This is a genomic window from Streptomyces sp. NPDC041191, from assembly GCF_055591945.1.
In genome coordinates this window covers 223,414-238,456 of the sequence record NZ_JBVIZC010000008.1, presented here as the reverse complement: position 1 = coordinate 238,456, position 15,043 = coordinate 223,414, and the positions used below count along the sequence as shown (strand labels likewise).

Annotated in this window: 11 protein-coding genes; 4 read left to right on the top strand and 7 right to left on the bottom strand. The window is 68.0% G+C overall.

The features are described 5' to 3' along the window. Positions 1-98: 98 nt before the first annotated feature. The 5 genes from ACZ6AQ_RS17945 to ACZ6AQ_RS17925 all read right to left on the bottom strand — a co-directional run bounded on the left by ACZ6AQ_RS17945 (position 99) and on the right by ACZ6AQ_RS17925 (position 5,426). On the bottom strand, positions 99-1,562 hold the full coding sequence (locus ACZ6AQ_RS17945) for an MFS transporter (RefSeq protein WP_468760635.1): 1,464 nt from the start codon (positions 1,560-1,562) through the stop codon (positions 99-101). Positions 1,563-1,602: 40 nt separating this feature from the next. Further along, complete coding sequence (locus ACZ6AQ_RS17940) at positions 1,603-2,397, bottom strand: AAA family ATPase (RefSeq protein WP_388690934.1); 795 nt, start codon at positions 2,395-2,397, stop codon at positions 1,603-1,605. A 71-nt stretch (positions 2,398-2,468) separates the two neighbouring features. Then, positions 2,469-3,116, bottom strand: coding sequence for an AAA family ATPase (locus ACZ6AQ_RS17935; RefSeq protein WP_468760634.1), 648 nt, complete (start codon positions 3,114-3,116; stop codon positions 2,469-2,471). Between the two features lie 172 nt (positions 3,117-3,288). Continuing rightward, complete coding sequence (locus ACZ6AQ_RS17930) at positions 3,289-4,149, bottom strand: MBL fold metallo-hydrolase (protein WP_468760633.1); 861 nt, start codon at positions 4,147-4,149, stop codon at positions 3,289-3,291. 371 nt (positions 4,150-4,520) lie between these two features. Next, complete coding sequence (locus tag ACZ6AQ_RS17925) at positions 4,521-5,426, bottom strand: helix-turn-helix domain-containing protein (RefSeq protein WP_468760632.1); 906 nt, start codon at positions 5,424-5,426, stop codon at positions 4,521-4,523. Positions 5,427-5,637: 211 nt separating this feature from the next. Between ACZ6AQ_RS17925 and ACZ6AQ_RS17920 the strand changes: the two genes are divergently transcribed. Continuing rightward, positions 5,638-6,792, top strand: a complete 1,155-nt coding sequence (locus ACZ6AQ_RS17920) for a TetR family transcriptional regulator (RefSeq protein WP_468760631.1) — start codon at positions 5,638-5,640, stop codon at positions 6,790-6,792. Positions 6,793-6,918: 126 nt separating this feature from the next. On the opposite strand, the gene ACZ6AQ_RS17915 is transcribed toward ACZ6AQ_RS17920, so the two are convergent. After that, positions 6,919-7,569 carry a ScbR family autoregulator-binding transcription factor gene (locus ACZ6AQ_RS17915; RefSeq protein WP_388690950.1) on the bottom strand — a complete coding sequence of 217 codons (651 nt, stop codon included), beginning with the start codon at positions 7,567-7,569 and terminating at the stop codon, positions 6,919-6,921. A gap of 486 nt (positions 7,570-8,055) precedes the next feature. Here ACZ6AQ_RS17915 and ACZ6AQ_RS17910 point away from each other — a divergent pair, with 486 nt between their 5' ends. After that, entirely contained in the window at positions 8,056-9,072 is a 1,017-nt protein-coding gene (locus ACZ6AQ_RS17910) for a ScbA/BarX family gamma-butyrolactone biosynthesis protein (RefSeq protein WP_468760630.1), read from the top strand. Positions 9,073-9,519: 447 nt separating this feature from the next. On the opposite strand, the gene ACZ6AQ_RS17905 is transcribed toward ACZ6AQ_RS17910, so the two are convergent. Further along, on the bottom strand, positions 9,520-10,794 hold the full coding sequence (locus ACZ6AQ_RS17905) for a DNA-methyltransferase (RefSeq protein WP_468760629.1): 1,275 nt from the start codon (positions 10,792-10,794) through the stop codon (positions 9,520-9,522). A gap of 218 nt (positions 10,795-11,012) precedes the next feature. On the opposite strand from ACZ6AQ_RS17905, the gene ACZ6AQ_RS17900 reads away from it, so the two are divergent. Together ACZ6AQ_RS17900 and ACZ6AQ_RS17895 are read left to right on the top strand one after the other, a co-directional pair. After that, on the top strand, positions 11,013-12,848 hold the full coding sequence (locus ACZ6AQ_RS17900; protein WP_468760628.1) for an AAA family ATPase: 1,836 nt from the start codon (positions 11,013-11,015) through the stop codon (positions 12,846-12,848). Next, a complete protein-coding gene (locus tag ACZ6AQ_RS17895) occupies positions 12,845-14,986 on the top strand; it encodes a hypothetical protein (protein ID WP_468760627.1) in 2,142 nt (713 codons plus the stop codon). The genes ACZ6AQ_RS17900 and ACZ6AQ_RS17895 overlap by 4 nt, the downstream gene beginning before the upstream one ends. Positions 14,987-15,043: the final 57 nt, after the last annotated feature.

Sequence of the window (15,043 nt, the reverse complement as noted above, 5' to 3'; positions counted from 1 at the left end):
CTCGGTGGGAGTGGCCCTGCGCACCGTGCCCCTCCCCCCGCGGGGGTCTGTGGAGGGAGGGGCCGTGCGACGGGCGTCCGGCGCGAGGGGGAGCCGCGTCAGACGCCTTCGGTGACGGCCGGGGCCGGTTCGGCGGTCACCGGGCTCGCGTCACCGGCGGCGATCCGCGTCGCGGCCGGCTTCTTCAGGCCGAGCGTCGCGAGGAAGGTCAGCGCGATGCCGGCGGCGGTGGCCCAGGTCGCGACGAGGATGCCGTCGGTGAGCCGGGCGGGGTCGGTGGTGTCGCCTCCGGCGGCGGTGGCCGCGACGGCGATCAGGACGGCGAGGCCGACGGCGCCGCCGATCTGCTGGCCGGTGGTGGCGATGCCGGAGGCGATGCCCTGCTCCTCGTCGGCGACGCCGGTGGTGGCGGCGGCGAACATGGCCGTGAAGATGACGCCCTGGCCGAGCGAGAGGACGATCAGCGGGGCGGCGATGACGGCGTACGAGGAGTGCTGCGTCAGGGTCAGCGCGAGGGCGACGGTGCCCACCAGGCCGACGGTGAGGGCGAGCAGCAGGGTCTTGCGGGCGCCGTAGGCGTTCATCAGCTTCCCGGCGGCGACGGTTCCGATCAGGACGCAGCCGGAGGGGAGCAGGAAGGCGAAGCCGGTGGCCCAGGCGCTGTAGCCCTGGACGACCTGCCAGTACTGGGTGAGGAAGTAGGCGTAGGCGCCGAACGTCGCCATGAAGAGGAAGGTGACCGACGTGCCGACCGTGACGTTGCGGTTGGCGAAGAGGCGCAGCGGCATCATCGGCGCGCGCGTCCTGGACTCGATGCCGAGGAAGAGGGCGAAGAGCGCCAGGGAGCCGATCAGGCTGCCGACGGTGGTGAGCGAACCCCAGCCCGCCTCGGGCCCGTTGACCAGGGTGAAGACCAGGAGGGTGGAGGCGACGGTGCCGGTGACGGCGCCGGGCAGGTCGAAGCCGCGGGTGCTGGCCTTCGCGGTCTTCGGCAGGGCGCCGATGCCGTAGGTCATGGCCGCGCCGGCGGCGATGACGTTGACCCACATGACCGCCTGCCAGCCGAACCAGTCGGTGAGCAGGCCGCCGAGGATGGCGCCGAGGACCATGCCGAAGCCGCCGGCACCGCCCCAGACCGCCAGGGCGCGGTTGCGCTCGGTGCCCTCCGCGAAGAGGGTCGTGACCAGGGACAGGGTGGCCGGCGCCAGGAACGCGCCGCCGAGGCCCTGGACCACCCGGGCCGCCACGAGCAGCCAGGACTCGGTGGCGAGGCCGCCGAGGACCGAGGAGGCCGCGTAGAGGAAGAGGCCGAAGAGGAACATGTTCTTCCGGCCGAAGAGGTCCGTGGCCCGGCCGCCCAGGAGCAGGAAGCCGCCGAAGGCGACGGAGTAGGCGGAGATCACCCACTGGAGGTTCTGGGCGGAGAATCCGAGGTCGCTGCCGATGTCGGGCAGTGCCACGAACATGATGTTGTAGTCGATCGCGATGATCATCTGGGCGAAGGCCAGGAGGCCGAGGATCGCTCCCAGACGACGCGGCTTGGCCTGCACGCTCGTGGGCACGCCGGTTTCCTTCCGGTCGGGTACGGGTGGGGGGGGTGGATCAGTAGCGGAAGGCGTAGGCGAGGCGGCGTCCGAAGGACTTCCGTCGCTGCGCCTCCATGTAGGCGAGGTTCGCCTGGAGGTCCTCGATGTCGGCGGCGACGCGTCGCTCCGCCTCTTCGATGGCCTCGGGGATCGGGACGACGACCGGCAGGCCGAAGATCTCGACGATCTTCTCGATCCGCTCGGGGATCGGGCCGCCGACGACGCGGTAGGGGATCTTGATCTCTTCCAGGGCCTCGACGAGCAGGTCGTCGGAGAGCCGGCGGAACGGCTCGGACACCGGGCGGTGGCCGTCGGCGTCCATGTCGAACTCCACCGGCAGGTGCACGTAGGCGTCGTACGAACGCTTGGCGCGGTCCTTCTGTATCTCGCCGAGGGTGTCCGTGTACTTCTGGTAGAAGCGCTTGGACGTCACGCCCATGGCCTTCTTGACGCCCTGGAACCACCACGGCATGCCCGGGTTGATGCCGACCCGCATGCGGGCCTCGAAGTACACCCACTCGTGGAAGACGCCGCCGTCGGATATGAAGGCCCCGGTGCCGGACTCGTTGGCCAGGCGCTCCTCGTAGCGGCGCAGTCCCAGCTTGACGAGCTCCATGGCGTTGAGCTCCATCACCGTCTTGCCCGGGACGAGGTCCACGAGCAGTTCGCGGGAGGTCTTGGCGTGCGTGCGCGGTATGCCGGTCGCGATCGAGAGCGCTTCCGTGGTGGTCGACTTGCCGGACGAGTACGTACCGGATATCGCCAGCTTGAGATCGGGCTTGTCGCTCCACTGGGGAACATCGAGCTTCATTTCCTCGTGCCTTTCTCTGGTGGCGCTTCGAGTGCTTCGAGTTTTTCGAGGTGACTGGAACGGAGCCGTGACTACTTTCCCTGTACGGCGTCGAGCGCCTTGTCGATGTCGACGACGGCGGGCAGGCCGGTGATGTCGAGGATCTTCTGGAGACGCTCCGCGGGCGTGCCGGTGATCGTGTGGACGGGAAGTCCGGTGTCCGCGAGGGCGGGCAGCAGGACCTCGTCGGAGAGGGTGCGGAAGATGTCGTTGATCGGCGGGTTCTGCTCCGACATCGGGAATTCGATCGGCAGGTGGAAGAACGCGTCGTACGCCGTCCTGGCGTGCCGCACGGCCAGCCTGCCGATGTTGTCCGCGACGTCCTCGTAGGCGGCGGTGACCTCGTCGCGGAAGCGGCTGTCCACGGGGGCCTCGGTGCCCGGGGTCGGGCCCGTGACCAGGCGGAGCTTGGCGAAGATCCACTCGTGGACGATCGAGCCGTCGCTGATGAAGCCGGCGGGGTGGGCGGCCTCGTTGAGGGTGCGCTCGGCATAGCGCTTGACCGTGAGCTGGAGGAGCTCCCCGGGGGTCCAGTTCCAGATGTGCTTCCCCTCGCCGCCGATGGGCTCGCGCATGGCGGTCCCCTGCGTGTAGGGAAGTCCGGTCGCCTCGGAGAGGGCTTTGGCGAGGAGCGTCTTCCCGGAGCCGTAGGCGCCGACGATTGCGATTCTCTGAGTCATGCCGAAATCATTTCAGCAGAACTGCCGACGTCCCAGCCCTTATTGGTGGTGCCGTTGCGGCACCTATTGCCGCCGACAACAGGACGCACAGAAAAGCGAACACACGGAGGCCCCGGCCTCGACAATATCAAGGCCGGGCAAAAAGAAAGGAAAATCGATTGCGTATTTCACGTCATGCGCGGAGTTCTTCCAGCGGTTCCCAGCGGGCGGTTCCGGATTCCCCGGACAGCCGTCCGAAGACGACGTCGGAGAAGTGGTTGGCGAAGGCGAGGGTGCCGGGCGCGGCCAGCTCCGCGAGCATCGCCCGCCGGGTGGCGACGCCCTGCTCGGGCAGGGCGTCCATGGAGACCTTCCACTCCGGCCGGGCGAGCTGCGCCGGGGTGTGGAAGACGTCGCCGAAGGCGATGAGCCGGCCCTCGTCCGTGTCGAGCACGTACGAGGTGTGACCGGCCGTGTGGCCGGGGGTCACCCGGGCCGTCACCCCGGGGAAGACCTCCTCGCCGTCGGTGAGCACCCGGACCCGGGGCGAACCGTCCACCGGCTGCGGCCAGTTCGCCCACTCGGGGGCGGAGGCGGCGAACACGGCCGAGGTGAAGGGGGACGCGGCGCCCTGGCCGGGACGGAAGGCCCAGCCGAAGTGGTCGTCGTGCAGATGGCTGAACGCGATCAGCTCGATGCCGTCCGCCCGCACGCCGGCGCTCTCCAGCGCCGCGGGCAGCTTCCCGCCGACGAGCACGCCGAGGGCGGGGTGGGTGTGCGCGGCGGGGATGTCGTGGGGCCCGAAACCGGCGTCCACCAGCATGGCCCGGTCGCGGTACCGGATGAGCAGGGCGCCGATGGAGGCGGCGAGACAGCCCTCGGGGTCCAGCAGTCCGGCGTTCTCCCGGGCCCAGTCGGCGGCCGTGGTCTCCGGCAGCCAGCGGCGCGGGTCGAGCTGCACGAAACCGTCGGGGAGCCAGGTGACCGTGTGGTCCCCCAGCTTCAGCGAACGGACCGTGCGGGCCGGGGTGTTCCACGGGGTGGCCATCGCCATGGCGGACGACTCCTCTGTCGGGCTGGTGGTGCTCGGGTGTCGGGCTGGTGGTGCTCGGGCTGGTGGTGCTCGGGCGGGTGGTACGGGGAACGGCGGGTGGTACGGGGAACGGCGGGTGGCGCTCGAGCCGGAGGCGCTCGCCCACGGGGCACGGACCGGCGTTCCCGGATCCGGGAGTTCGCCGTTCGGGAGGGTCCGGCTACCTCACGGTGGCGGGCCGTTCGGGTAGGGACCGGCCGGTCGGAAGCCGCTCGGGTAGGGACCGGCCGGTCGGAAGCCGCTCAGGTAGGGACCGACCGGACGGAAGCCGTTCGGACAGGGACCGACCGGACAGGGACCGACCGGACAGGAGCAGTTCGGGCAGGAGCCGTTCAGACATGAGCCGGCCGGACGGAAGCAGGACGGACGGGGACCGTCCGGACGGGAGCCGATCGGACAGGGGCCGGCGGGACGGGTCCAGGTCCAACAGGGGCCTGAGAGGCCCACAGTTCGGTCAGTTCCGCAGTGTCGTACTGCGGGGTCAGTAAGATCACCTGCACCCCGGGGCGGCCGCCCACGCACATCGAGACCCGGGTGAACTCCAGCTCCCCCAGGTCCGGATGGCGCACCGACTGGGTCTCCCCGCCGCTCTCGGCGACCAGGTGCCGGGCCCACAGCGAGGCGAACACCGGGCTGCGCTCGGCGAGTCCGCGCACCAGCGCGGCCAGCCGGGCGTCGGTGAGCATGTCCCCGCTCTGCACCCGGAAGGCGGCCACCGCGGCGGCGGCGTCCCGTTCCCAGTCCGGCAGCCGTTCGCGCGCGGCCGGGTCCAGGAAGAGCGCCTCCAGGTAGTTCGGCCGCTCGCCGGCCAGGCCCAGCAGCCGGGTGGCGGAGGAGTTGGCGACCATCACGTCCCAGTAGGGATTGAGGACGTAGGCGGGGTTGGGAAGGAACCCGTCCACGATCCTGAGGAGCAGCGGGAGTTCGTCGTCCGCGCAGAACTGCGGGCGCCCCGCGCCCGCGTACCCGGCGAGCCGCAGGGCGTACTGCTGCTGGGCCTCGTCGAGCCGGAGCACGCCGGCGATGGCGCCGAGGATCTCCGGGGAGACGTTCTTGGCACGGCCCTGCTCGATCCAGGCGTACCAGGACACCCCGATGCCGGCCAGCATCGCGACCTCCTCGCGGCGCAGTCCGGGTACCCGGCGGGCGGCTCCGCCGGGCAGTCCGACCTGCTGCGGGGTGACCTCGGCGCGGCGCTCCGCAAGGAAGTTGCCGAGTTCGGCCAGCTTGGGGTCCACGCATCTCCGGGGCCGCGCGACAGCGGCGGAGGGCGCCGGTCCGTTACGAGTCATCGTGCATCTCCTCCTCACTCCAGCAGAAGCGTAGAGAACGCTCGCTCTTTTTTCTACATCATAGAGAGTACTCTCTTTGTTTTTCTGGGATGCTCCTTACACATGAGGACCACGGCCGGGGGGCCGGAAGGACGCCGACCACCGTGAAGGGCCACGCATGACGAACTACGGTCGATCAGCAACGAAGCAGGAGCGGGGCGGACGCACGCGCGCGCTCCTCATCCAGGCAGCGGGCCAGGAGTTCGCGCTCCGCGGGTACGCGGGCACCTCCCTGACCCGGATCAGTCGGGCCGCCATGGCCACCATCGGCGCCCTGACCTTCCACTTCCCCGCGAAGAACGAGCTGGCGGAGGCGGTGTGCGAGCGCGGCTGCGCGCTGACCCGGGCCGCCGTCGCGCGGGAGGTCCGCGAGGCCCCCTCCCCCGCCGAGGGGATCGCGGGGATCACGGAGGTGCTCGCCGTCCTCCTGGAGGAGGAGGACGTGGTGCGGGCGGCGGCGCGGCTCTCCCGCGAGCTGCCGGTGGAGCACGACTGGCGCGACTCCTGGGCGCCGGCCGTGCGCTCGCTGCTCTCCGCCGCCCACCGCGACGGCGAACTGCGCGAGGAGGACCTGGAGACCGTCGGGGTGTTCGTCGCCTGCGTCGTGTCCGACCTGGAGGTGTCGGCCCTGCGCGCGCACCGGCCCCCGTCCGGGAGCGGGAACCCCGGCGGCGCCCCGGAGGCGGACCGGGGGAACGACGGCCGCGCGGGCGGCGGCACGGGCGGGAGCGGCCGGGGCGGAGACGCGCCCGCGGGCGCCCCGCGTCCGGGCGCCGGGCTCCCGGGCATCGGGCTTCCCGGCGTGGACGGCGCGTGGAGCGTGCGGGGCCGGCTGGCCAAGGTGTGGGAGGTGGTCTGGTCGGGGCTCCCGTCCCGGCACGGCCACCCCCGGCCGGACGCGCCGGGGCCGGGACGGCACGGCCGGACCCCGCCGGAGGGCGCCGGACCGGGACGCCACGGCCGGACCCCGCCGGAGGGCGCCGGACCGGGACGCCACGGCCGGACCCCGCCGGAGGGCGCCGGACCGGGACGCCACGGCCGCTCCCAGCCGGATCCGTACGGGCCGGGACGGCACGGCAGCGCGCCGCCGAACCCGTACGGACCGGGACGGCACGGCGACGCCCCGCCGGAGGCTCCCGGGCCGGGGCGGCGCGGCCGGAACCTGCCGGAGGCTCCGGGGCCGGAATCCGGGCCGGGGACGGGCCCCGCGAGGCGCGCGCCGGAGGGCGCCCTGTTCCCCGGCGGACGCGACGGCGGACCCGCCATGGCCTGAAATCCACCGTCGAACACCCCGGGATCGCTCACGTTCCCCCAACTCCGCCCATGCTCAAGGGAGTTGGCGTACAGGGTACGAGCGGTGCCGCCCGGGGCCGGTGTCCAGGCCCCCGGGCGGGCCCGGTCAGGAGCTCTTCGCGGAACTCTTCCGGCGGGTCTCGACGACTTCGCGGCCGCGCAGGTCGAGGCGCTCGATCACCTCGGGCGTGGCGACGGAGGGCAACAGGTAGCGCCAGAGCGCGGCGATGCGCTCCATCAGGTCCTCCCGGCCCGTGGTGATGTTCGACATCAGCTGGGTGCCGGTGTAGGCGCCGACGAGGATCTCGGCGAACTCCGTCGTGTCCACCCCCGGCAGCAGCTCGCCCCGGCGCTCGGCGGCCTCCAGCTGGCCCCGGAACATCTCCGCCCACAGCTGGTACGGGGCGGCGTCCCGCATGCCGAAGTCGCCCTGCTCGACGGCCAGCCGGACGCCGGCGCGGAAGAGCACGTTGGTGCGCATCTGGTGGGCGACCTCGAGGTTGATGTCGAAGAGCCGCTGCAACCCGTCCTCGCCCTCGGGGAACGTCAGGTCGGACGCCTGCTCGCTCATGACCGTCTGCGCGATCTCCTCCTTGGACGCGAAGTGGAAGTACATCGCGCCCATGGTCGTCTCCGCGCGGCGCATGATCTTGTTCATGCTGGCCCCGGAGAAACCGCTCTCGTCGAACACCTCGGCGGCAGCCCGGATGATCTTCTCTCGGGTCAGGATGGCGCGGGTTTGCCTTGGCTGCGGCACGATCACTCCAACTACCACTGGGTCGACTGTCTGACGGCCCCCCGTCCAAAAAAAGCGAACACCCGCTATGTTATGCGAAGGGGTCGCCCGAGGCCCGTCTGACGATCAACGCATCCTCCGGCAGTCAGATCAAGCCACTCTCGGGTTTCGATCGTTCCCCCCTCGACAAACAAAACGAGCACTCTCTACTTTAATCCCGAGCAGCCAGCCACGAGGGGCTCCCGGAACCCGCCCCCCGTCCTGTCCGGCACCACGCCTGTGCGACGGCCGCGCACCACGAACTGCGCCGCCCGGCACATGCTCCAGCACCCGGAACAGCACCCGCACCGCGCCAGCTTCTGTACTGGATTTGTACCCGCGTCCGCACCTGCCGTCCGCACCCGTGCTCGAACCCGGCCGCCCTCGCGGCTTCCGGGCCCCGTCTCGTCCTTCCCGAGCGCGTCCGTGCCCACGCCTGTGCCACCACACATCTTCCAGGGGGATCACATGGAGATCGAGTACGCCCAGCACGCGTCCAGCACCGCCCTCCGCGCCGCGTTCGGCGGGCCGGCCGAGCCGCCGGCCACCGTCACCACCACCGTTCCGCGCGAGTACGTCCACAAGGCCGCCCTCGCCGAGGTACTGCTGACGGGCTGGTACCGCACCGGCGAGGACGCCTTCACGGTCACCGCCCAGTGGCCCCGCGCGCACAGCGTCCTCCGGTCCCGGCACGGCGTCCACGACCCCATGCTGTTCGCCGAGACGGTGCGCCAGGTCTTCCCCCTGCTCTCCCACGCCGCCTACACCGTGCCGTTCGGGCACCACCTCATCTGGGAGCACTTCAGCTACGCCGTCGACCCCGCCGCCGGGGGGCTGCGCGCGGGCCTGCGGCCCGCCGAGATCACCCTCGACATCGCCTGCCACGACATCGTGCGGCGGCGCGGCGGGCTGGCCGCCCTCTCCCTGCGCGTGGAGGCCCACCGCGACGGGTTCCGCCTGGGCAGCGCCGAGACGCGTTTCACCAGCCACTCCCCGGCCGTCTACAACCGGCTGCGCGGGGCGTACGCGGACAAGGAGGCCGCCCTGGCGGCGGCCGTCCCCGTCCCGCCGCCCATCCCCGCCCACCGGGTCGGCCACAAGCTGCGCGAGAACGTGGTGCTCGCCGCCACCCGCACCCCGCGCCGCTGGCAGCTGCGGGTGGACACCTACCACCCGGTGCTCTTCGACCACCCCGTCGACCACGTCCCGGGCGCGGTGCTCCTGGAGGCGGCCCGCCAGGCCGCCCACGTGGTCGCCGGCCCGGTGCCGACCGTCGCCACGGCCATGGAGACCCGCTTCACGCGCTTCGCCGAACTCGACTCCCCCTGCTGGGTGGACGCCGAGCCGGAGGCGGACACCGGCCGGGTGCGCGTGACGGTCCACCAGAACGGCCAGGAGCTCTTCACCGCGTCCGTGACCACCACCCGCCTGACGACGGACGCCCCCCTGGTCTCGGCCACCCGCCCCGTGTACGCCCACTCCTGACCCGAACACCCCACCCCGGTGGGCCCGGCCCGGCGACCACCGGGCCGGGCCCACCGCCGGGAACACCCCGGCCGAGCGGCCCCCACCGGCCGGAGGGCATGAAAAAACCCCAGGTCACGGCGAGTGAGTCCTGGGGTCATTCCGAGCCGCCTTCGGGATTCGAACCCGAGACCTGGGCATGACGAGGGCCCGCAAGATCATCCTGGCTGATGTCGGACGATGCCGCTGAATCCCGTTTCCCCAACTCAGAGGCGTCCGACCGCGATCACCATGACGCTGGGTCCACCCTGGTGCCACCCAGTCCGCTCACGCAGTGCTCACGCATCAGAAGGCCCTTGCAGCCGCCCTGAAACGGTTGGCGAGAGTCGTCAAGCTGCGATCCATGCTTCTGTAACGAGTCGCCCCTACTTGAAACCAGATGCGATCAGCTGCGTAATCGGATAGTGACTACGCGATACCAGTCATCGGGAGGAGCTGAGGTGTCCCAGCAGACGCCGGGGCAGCAGCGGCCGTGAATCCACTCTCGGGGACGGCTGCAATTGCCTCCTCAGCCGTGGCCAGGTAGCTGGGGGACACGTCGATACCGACGAAGCGCCGTCCGAGCGCGCGGGCCGCAACGCCAGAGCGGCCGCTCCCGACGAACGGGTCGAGCACCAGGTCATTAACATCCGTGCTTAGGGCGATGCAGCGACCGGGCAAGGCAGTGGGGAACTGAGCACCATGCCCGCCCCGACCGCTAGACGTAGGCAGGACCCAAACGTCTGACAACTTGTCAGATTCCCAGCCAATGTTACGCCCACCCAACGCGGGCCCCGTGGTGCGGTAAGCAAGTTTGTTGAACTTGGGGGTACGGGTCGTCGACAAGTGAAGGATGTACTCCATCCCCCTGCTAACACGCGAGTTCTGCGGCTCGGGGGTGCTGCTCGTCTTGACCCAACTGATGACGCTCTTGACATAGTAGCCAATCCGGCTGGCCCGCTCCGCTACTTGCGATGGAATCATGCACTGTTCCCCGTCCTTGAGGTACGAGTGCCCGGCGCTGTAGCGACGGCAGTCATAGTCACCCCAGGACCGGCCATCCTTGCCTTGCATCGCCTGAAGCGTCTCAGCCGCGTTGCTGCGGATCTGAGTGCGGGTGTTGTAAGTGTCACCCAGGTTCCACCAGACCGAGCCGTTAGCACTTACCCGAGAGTGCAAGTGATGCAGGATCTGTACCGTGTGACGGACGAAGGCTTCAGGAGTCTGCTCGTGGCCGTACACACACACCTCGCCATCGGCCCAGACGACCATGGTGGCGTCTTTGTAGACTCGCACCCCCCAATACGGAGACGACGTTACAACACACTGCACGGAACCGGCCGGCAGGCGATCCAGGTGGTCCAGAACACTACCTTCGATGAGCTCGTAGGTCTGCGGCTCGACGACGTCAGGCGTCGGAACCGACTCGGCACCGGCGGACACAAGGTACGGAAGGACCATGCTGCGTGGGACGAAGGTCTCACTAAACGCGTCTTGATCCAATAGCAGCAGGACATCGTCGACCGACAGGTCGCCACCGTGCCCCACAGCCCGCCGAATGAACACCGGAGACATGCCCACGACAGGAGCAACCTCCTTGGCGGAGAACCGCTCGGTGCGCTGCGCCCAGGCGGAGCGGTCCAGCGCAGCTACAGGCGTCTTCGGCTTGATGTCGGGCAGCCGAGGGCTTGAGGCGGTAGCCACGGGATTCCCCTCCGTCATATTTGTGGTATCGGTCGTCGAACCCTATCGCAATGCATGAGCCGACCAGGATAAGGTCGCGACATCCTCGCTACCCTGTGTCAACGTGACGCAGCAGCGCTCCTGCGACCCGGGGTAGCTGTGTACAACTGAGACGAGATCGACTGCCGTATGACTGCGGCCGGACACGGGGAGAGATGTTGCGCTGCTCACAGAAGGCATTGGAGCAGGCCCTGCTCCAGCTCGCCGAGCACGCCGGGGACAACAAGCATCGGTCGAACTGGATGTCCACGTTCCTGGCCGCCTGCTGGGGCGAAGCCGCGGGCTACCCGAGCACGATCAATGGCGTCAACCAGGCCGTGAACGACCTCTTCGTCCTGCTGCCCGACAACCGGAAGCATGGTCGCATCAACCCGTTCGTGCGCTCCAGCGCCTCAGGCCGCTGGCTGAAGATCACCGACTCTGGGCGTTCCACAGTCTGGAACACCGGAACCCGCAAGGGGACACAGAGGGTCCTGTTCAACCAGGAACACTTCAAACATGGGCTACGGCCAGATGCCATCGACGTCTTGCTCGAAGGGATCGGTGACGACGCACCGCTGCCCCGCCGGGACGCGCTGGCCGTCTTCCTCACCCGCGACCACCTCTGGGATGCCGAGCCTACCCGAGAGCAGCTACACAAAGAGGCCAGCCAGAAACTCGGCCTGAGCACATACAAATTTGCACGAATTACTGCAGATGGGAAGCTTGGCTGCCCGGTACTGGGGGACCCCGAATGGAGCCCCGAGCTGATCGAGCACTCCGCGCTTCGCCCTCCGGCTCCCAGCCGCCTTCAAGAAGAGCCGCCGCAGGAACAGACACCTCTGTTGCCAGTTGAGCACGAAGACGCGCTCGAGCAGCAGAACGACGAGGGACTCACCTGGACACAGGATGTGTGCCATTACTCCTTGCGCGATGTAGACGTCGATGCCCTGACACACCAAGTTCTGGAGAGTCTTGCAAATGCCCATATGGCGCTGCCAGATGCCGAACGCTTGGTGCGGCGCTGTGTCAACGCCCTCCTTATAGGAAACCTGATACTCCAAGGACCGCCGGGTACCGGCAAGACCACGCTGGCGCGTCTACTCGCCGACGCCTTCGAGGTCCAGCTGGTAGAGACCACTGCCACCAGCGAATGGTCCCCCTATCACGTCGTCGGTGGTTTCCGCCCGGCCGCCGATGGTGGGCTGAGCGCAACCCACGGCGCTGTTACCCGTGCCGCCCTGCAGTGCGCCCAAGTCGTTCGGCAGGACGAAGAGGAGGAGGTCGAGGCGGAAGCGAACGACGACTCTCTGTCCGGCTATCAGGCTTCCTGGCTATTCATCGATGAATTCAACCGAGCAGACATCGACAAAGCGATCGGTTCCTTGTTCACCGTGCTGTCCTCTTGCGATGCCCGGCACCTCCAGACGACACCAGTGGACCTGTGGTTCGAATCCACGCCAGCCCGCCGGAAGCTTTGGGTTCCAGCTCGGTTCCGGATCATCGCGACAATGAACGACCTGGACACTTCCTTCGTCAACCAGATGTCACAGGGCCTGACCAGACGATTCCAATTCGTAACTGTAGGAGTGCCCACGGAGCGTGCAAGCGCAGATCAGCCAATAACTGAAGAGTTGCGCCAGGCGCTCGCATCAGCCCATCGCTGGCTCCAGGACACGTACAGCCATGACCTGCCCGCCGGCTCTCTTGAGGAGGCAAGCCAGGAGTGTGAAGGGGAGCTAAAGCGTTTGCAGAACGTGGTCGATGGCTTGCGGCAGCCCGACACAGGACCGGGATGGCCGATGGGCACTGCACAGATCGTTGACGTCCTCCGACTGATGCTGTTGCAGCGGGCGAGCAACTCAGGCGTCGACTTGGCGGCCGTGATCGATGACGCTGTGGCCGACCGCGTTGTGCCCCAGATGGCAGGTGTGGGCAATGAATGGCACGCGTTCGCTGGGCTTTTCGAAGCCCAGGGCTTCGCTACCGCAGCCCACGCGCTTCGCCACTTGGCCGACCCTCACAACATGCCGTGAACACCCTCATGCCTGCTGGCGATGACAACGGGGGGATCGCGCGGAATGGTGGAGAGGACGGCTCTGCAGGACGAATCAGCCGCGGCGGCGCTCTGAGCCCGGCGGCACGGCAGGCTGCCATCGCCACAGCGATTTCGGTTGTCGGCCGTTACTTCGTCACGGGGAATCAGCCGCTGACTCCGCAAGCTGCGCTTGGCCATAAGGACACCAACGCCGCAGGTTCGGGCATCGAGCAGTCCCTAGACACTTTGCTAGATGCGCTACGGCTGCGGGTCGCTCTCGCCGCTGCACGGCGAATCGGGCTAATCCTCAACCAAATCACCGGCCGGTCGACCTTCCGTTACGAGCTACGGCCAGAAGAGAGCACTGGGCAGGTAGCTGGACAGCTCGACGTTAGCCGCTACCTAATGCGGCTTGGCGCGGTCGCAGATGTGCCGACGTACCCGGTGCTAACTGTCCGGCGAACCGAACACACTCCAGAAAACGTCCTCGCTGCCTATGCCATCCGATGGCTGCTCCGCGAACTGCAGGCAAGCATGGCGGCAGTCCGAGTGCCCCCCACCGGCCCCGAGCATCGTCGTTACGTGGAGGAGCGGAAGTCGCTGGAGCGTGCCCTACGTCTGCCATGGCTGATGGCGTGCATCCCTGCATCGGCCCAAGTACGACACCACCGAGCTGAACGCGACCTAATTACGTCGGTAAAGCGGCGGCTCAACCGCCGCGAGATCGCTAACGCTGCGCCCTACACCGAGCTGGTCCAATGGGTTGAGCGTGTCTTGGCCGGCGAGCCCGTAGTCGACTCCGGCGACCTGGAGTGGGACTTCTATGGTGACCAATTTGACACCCGTTTGTTTGAATTGTGGTGCCTTAGGGTTTTGGCAGTCGAAATCTCACGGCAACTCGTGGCGCCCGTGCCAGATCTAAACCCAGGTTGGCGGGACGAGGAGTCGGCGTATACATGGCACCAATATGCGGGCACAATCGAGCTCTATTTTCAGCGATCTCTTCCCCGTGTGGCCCCTGAACGTCGAGCGCGTTGGCGCCGCGATGACGGCGTGCCACTCGGGGGCATACCCGACATGATCATCCGGGCGGTTCGACACGGCGATCCGGCCTCCGAACGATTCGCGGTAATTGATCCGAAGCTGCGCCACCGTGGCGGCCCTCCCACTGAAGAGCTGTACAAGATCCTCGGCTACCTAGAAAATTTCGGTCTGTCCAGCCACCCGCTCGGCGCGATCCTGTTCCAGACCACCGACACCGACGGTCTAACCGGCTACTTGTATCGGGCAGGTGGTCCTGGTGTTGACGAACCTGACGCTCTCAGCGACGGCGCGCTGCACGCGGTCCGGCTAAACCCTGCCGCACTCACTGCGAGCATGAGTGCTCTAGCGCCGCTTGTGACAGACATCCTCAGCATGCTCAGCATCCCTCGCTTGGACCTCCATGCAGACGAGGAGCCCAATAGCGACGAACCTGAGCGCTTCTACCGCGCAAAGCAGGCGGAACTTCGTGCCTACGCAGGTACGATCCCGCCCCATCTTCTCAACCAGTCACGTCATCGAGTCCGCATGGCGTTGGGCGACACACGCTGGCAGGCCCTTGGTGAACAAGCGCAAGCCATGCTTGCTACCGCGGAGTATATAGGCTTTGCTCTGCTCGCCGACTCTGAATCATCGCCAGAGATGATCGACGACTACTCCGGCCCTGTGATCGGGGTGTGCGCCAGCATCGAAAGCGTCTTGCATGACTGGGTGATTACCCCTGCTACAGCGCATGACCCGGCTCTCCAAGAAAGCTGCGGGAAAGCAACTTTTGGAGCAGCCATCAGCCTCATCGAAGATAGCCTTAAGGGGATCAATAATCCGCAGCCTAAGCATCTAGCGGTCCGGGCATATCTCGAAGGCTCTGGCTGCAATATGAGTATTGTCAGTGCACTCATCCTTCCACTAAGGCGAATCAGCCAGAATTTCCGCAATCCGGCCGCACACCGTCACGTCCTGCAACAGCAAGCTTGGACGAAGCTATGGCAGCTTGTGGTGAGCGAAGACAGAATTCTGGCGCAGGTAATCGACGCTGTGTGCCCACCTGCCGAAACCGCCGACGACGCGAGTGACGGTGCAGGAAACCTCCCGTAGATGCCAGGCACCACCCCGACTTTCTCCCTACCTGTTGTCGAGGGGCGGAGTCGGCTG

Excerpts from the sequence above, each read along its gene's own strand:
- ACZ6AQ_RS17910 (WP_468760630.1), top strand. The coding sequence starts at position 8,056 with ATGGAGATCGAGTACGCCCAGCACGCGTCCAGCACCGCCCTCCGCGCC.
- ACZ6AQ_RS17930 (WP_468760633.1), bottom strand. The coding sequence starts at position 4,149 with ATGGCGATGGCCACCCCGTGGAACACCCCGGCCCGCACGGTCCGTTCG.
- ACZ6AQ_RS17920 (WP_468760631.1), top strand. The coding sequence starts at position 5,638 with ATGACGAACTACGGTCGATCAGCAACGAAGCAGGAGCGGGGCGGACGC.
- ACZ6AQ_RS17935 (WP_468760634.1), bottom strand. The coding sequence starts at position 3,116 with ATGACTCAGAGAATCGCAATCGTCGGCGCCTACGGCTCCGGGAAGACG.
- ACZ6AQ_RS17940 (WP_388690934.1), bottom strand. The coding sequence starts at position 2,397 with ATGAAGCTCGATGTTCCCCAGTGGAGCGACAAGCCCGATCTCAAGCTG.